The sequence below is a fragment of the uncultured Novosphingobium sp. genome (genome assembly GCF_964277725.1).
Taxonomy (GTDB): Bacteria; Pseudomonadota; Alphaproteobacteria; order Sphingomonadales; family Sphingomonadaceae; genus Novosphingobium; species Novosphingobium fluoreni.
In genome coordinates this window covers 1-3198 of sequence record NZ_CAXYKL010000295.1, presented here as the reverse complement: position 1 = coordinate 3198, position 3198 = coordinate 1, and the positions used below count along the sequence as shown (strand labels likewise).

The window sequence follows — 3198 nt, the reverse complement described above, 5'->3', positions numbered from 1 at the left end:
GGCAGCAGGGCCGGGTCCTGCCACACGGCTTGCGCCTTCGTCATCGCGCGCGCAGCCAGCCGGTGATTGCGTAACGCCGCCAAGCCGCGGCCCGCGTGACCTGGCTGACGCTGTGCATCTGGCCTATGCCGAACAGGTCGAGCGTGTTGAACCCAGGTGACACGCCTGCCACATCATGGTCATTCTTGTGCATCAGCAACAGCCCGCCCCACTCGATCCGCCAGACCGGATTGAGGCCCAGAACGTAAGCGGCAAAGCGCTTCTTGCCCGCCACCTTGTCGTCATGGCCCGTAAGAAAGTCTCCTGGAGCATAGGCGGTGGCCTGGGCATCGGCGAAAGCGATCGCTTCCTCGCCCACGATGCTGCGCAGCAATTCCCGCGCCGGGCCTGCCGAAAGGAAGCGGGCAAAGGCGGCCACGATATCGCCGCTGGCGGCGCGTTGCGCATCGTCATCGGGCACCCGCACCGCCTCGTAGCGATACTGGAAGCCGGACCGCGCACCGGCATGGACCGCATCGTCCAACTGGCTAAGTTGCTCGGGCGTCAGCTGTGCGCGCGTGGGGCGATCAAGCTCCACCACGCGCTCGCCACTGTTCATCACCTGCTTCCAATCCTGCCGCGCGGCGAGGGCATCGCGCAATTGCTGCGCACCATCTCCCGCCAGGAAATTGCCGATCCGCACGCGGCCCTGCTCGCGATACGTGCGGGCAAGAGCCGTTGCGTCGATCGCGGGGTTGAGGGTAAAGGTCACGCTCATAGCCGCGACGACATGCACCAAACCGCGCCGTTCTCAAAGCGTGCGCCGTGCCTGTATATCGCCACGCCTGTTCAAGAGAGGCCACCTGCGTGACCATTCCCCTTTTCGAGATCAATCCCGATCTTGATCGCGCGGACCTGCAGCGCCGATATCGCGAACATGGTCGGGTGAAAGTGCGCGATGTGCTGACCGAGCGCACGGCCAACGTCATTCGCGATATCCTGGAACGTCAGGTGCCATGGGGTTTTGCCTGGCAGGCGAGCGAGCATGCTCCGCAACGCATGACATCGGATCAACTCGCCGCGATGCCGATGACGCGGCGGCAGGAGATTGCCCAGGTGCTGCAACGGGCCGCGGGCAAGGGCGACTACGCCTTTCGCTTCAACAGTTTCGCCATGGTGGAAGCCTATCTGGCGCAGGCGAACCCCGGATCGCCGATGGACCTGCTGGTGGAGCACTTGAACGATCGGCCGTTTCTCGATCTTGTGCGCGAAGTGACCGGCATTCCCACGCTCTTCAAGGCCGATGCACAGGCGACGTTATACGCGGGTGGAGACTTTCTGGGCCTGCATAACGACAGCCAAGTCGCCGATGGCTGGCGCGTCGCCTATGTCCTGAACTTCGCGCGGGAGTGGAAGCCGGACTGGGGCGGCTATCTGAATTTCTTCGACGATCAGGGCGACATCATCGAGGGGTGGCGTCCTCGTTTCAACGCGCTCAACTTGTTCGCGGTGCCGCAGCCGCACAACGTCGGCTATGTGCCGCCGTTCGCCCCGGTCGGGCGGTTCGCGATCACGGGCTGGGTGCGCGATCGGTGAGTCGGGTCGCATCGCCAGCTCTGCTGCGTGAACAGGCCTTGGCCGCTGAGAAGCGGGGAGACGGCGCGGGTGCGGCGCGGTTGTTCGATCAGTCGATGGCGGCGGCGCCCGGTGACGCGGCCCTGGCCAACAGTGCGGCTGGCTCTGCTTTGCGACTGGGACAGACCGCAAGTGCTCTGGCCCTCTATGAACGCGCCACGAAGCTGGACCCGCGCTCTGCCGAGTTCGTGATCAATCACGCCATCGCCCTGGGAGAAGCGGGTGAGGTTTCGACCGCGCTCGACCGGCTGGCTAAAGCGCAGACCCTGGCGGCGCGCGAAGTGCGGTACTGGTCAGTCCGGGCCGCGCTGGAGCGGCAGGCCGCCGATGTGGATGGCGCCGCGCAAAGCTATGACCGTGCCCTGGCGCTGTCGCCCCAGCATGGCCTGTCACTCCATGGCCGCGCCCGTATTGCGCTGGAGCGGGGCGAGGATGACGCGCCCGGCCGCTATGAGCAGGCGCTTTGCGTCGACAGCGGCAACCCAGAGCTATGGCTGGGCCGCGCCATGGCGCTTGACGCAGGTGGCGCCGCGGCTGACGCGCGCGCGATCGCCCAGCAGGTGGCCGATGCCTTGCCGGGCTGGCCCGAAGCGCAAAAGCTGCGCGCGCAACTGACGTACGCGGCGGGCGCATCGGAGACGGAGTTTGCCGCGCATTACGCAACCGCCATCGCCAAGGCTCCGGCCCAAGCTGCGGACTTGTACCTTAGCTGGAGCGAGGCGCTGGCCGGTGTCGCTCGCCACGATCTGGCGGCGCAAGTCGCGATCCGTGCCGCGCAGGCGCACCCTGACGATCCGCGCATCCTGCTCCTCTCCGCCGCGACTGCCAGTCGGGTGGGTGATTGCGATCGGGCGAGCGGCCTGATCGCGCGGCTGGGTGAGGATACACCCGCCGCACGCCTCGTCGCCGCGCGCCATCGCCTGCGTCTGGGGGAGCCCGATCGCGCCGAGGCGCTGTTGGAGCGCCATCTGCAAGACCAGCCGGAAAGTATCGAAGGCTGGGCCCTGCGCAGCCTCGCCTGGCGCAAGCTTGGCGATGAGCGCGAAGCGTGGTTGCACGGCCAGCCGGGCCTGATCGATCGCGTGCGGCTGGAAGAGGAAGCGGCGGACTTTGCCCGCGCGGTAGCCGTGCTGGATCGGCTGCACGATGCTTCGGCCCAGCCGATCGGCCAATCCGTTCGCGGCGGCACGCAGACACGCGGCGCATTGTTCGCGCGTCTTGAACCGGAATTGCGACAACTGCAACGCGCGATCCAGGCCGCGCTGGAAAGGCACCGCGCCCAATTGCCGCCCGCGGACGACCATCATCCGCTGCTGCGCCATCGCGACATGCCGTGGCGGATCGCCGGTTCCTGGTCCGTCCGCCTGGCGGCGAGCGGGCAGCATGAGGTGCATATCCATCCGCAGGGAATGCTGTCTTCCGCGCTGTACATGCACTTGCCAGAGACAATCGACGCGGTGAATAAAGACGGCTGGCTGGAAATCGGCGGCGCGCCACCGGACCTGGGCCTGGACCTTGCACCCACGACCCTGTTCGAGCCCCGCGAAGGCACGCTCGCCCTGTTCCCCAGCACGCTTTACCACG

The 3198-nt window shown here is 66.8% G+C and carries 3 protein-coding genes; 2 read left to right on the top strand and 1 reads right to left on the bottom strand.

Annotated elements, in window-relative coordinates; genetic code table 11:
• Positions 1-40: 40 nt before the first annotated feature.
• Complete coding sequence (locus tag ACHWRX_RS16375) at positions 41-757, bottom strand: 2OG-Fe(II) oxygenase (protein WP_394660000.1); 717 nt, start codon at positions 755-757, stop codon at positions 41-43.
• An 89-nt stretch (positions 758-846) separates the two neighbouring features.
• Here ACHWRX_RS16375 and ACHWRX_RS16370 point away from each other — a divergent pair, with 89 nt between their 5' ends.
• Both ACHWRX_RS16370 and ACHWRX_RS16365 read left to right on the top strand, forming a co-directional pair.
• Positions 847-1575 carry a 2OG-Fe(II) oxygenase gene (locus ACHWRX_RS16370; protein WP_394659999.1) on the top strand — a complete coding sequence of 243 codons (729 nt, stop codon included), beginning with the start codon at positions 847-849 and terminating at the stop codon, positions 1573-1575.
• A partial coding sequence (locus ACHWRX_RS16365; protein ID WP_394659998.1) for a tetratricopeptide repeat protein occupies positions 1572-3198 on the top strand: 1627 nt, incomplete at its 3' end. The genes ACHWRX_RS16370 and ACHWRX_RS16365, both read left to right, overlap by 4 nt.

What these genes read in the sequence shown, in the direction of transcription:
- ACHWRX_RS16375 (WP_394660000.1), bottom strand. Translation starts at nt 757, where the DNA reads ATGAGCGTGACCTTTACCCTCAACCCCGCGATCGACGCAACGGCTCTT.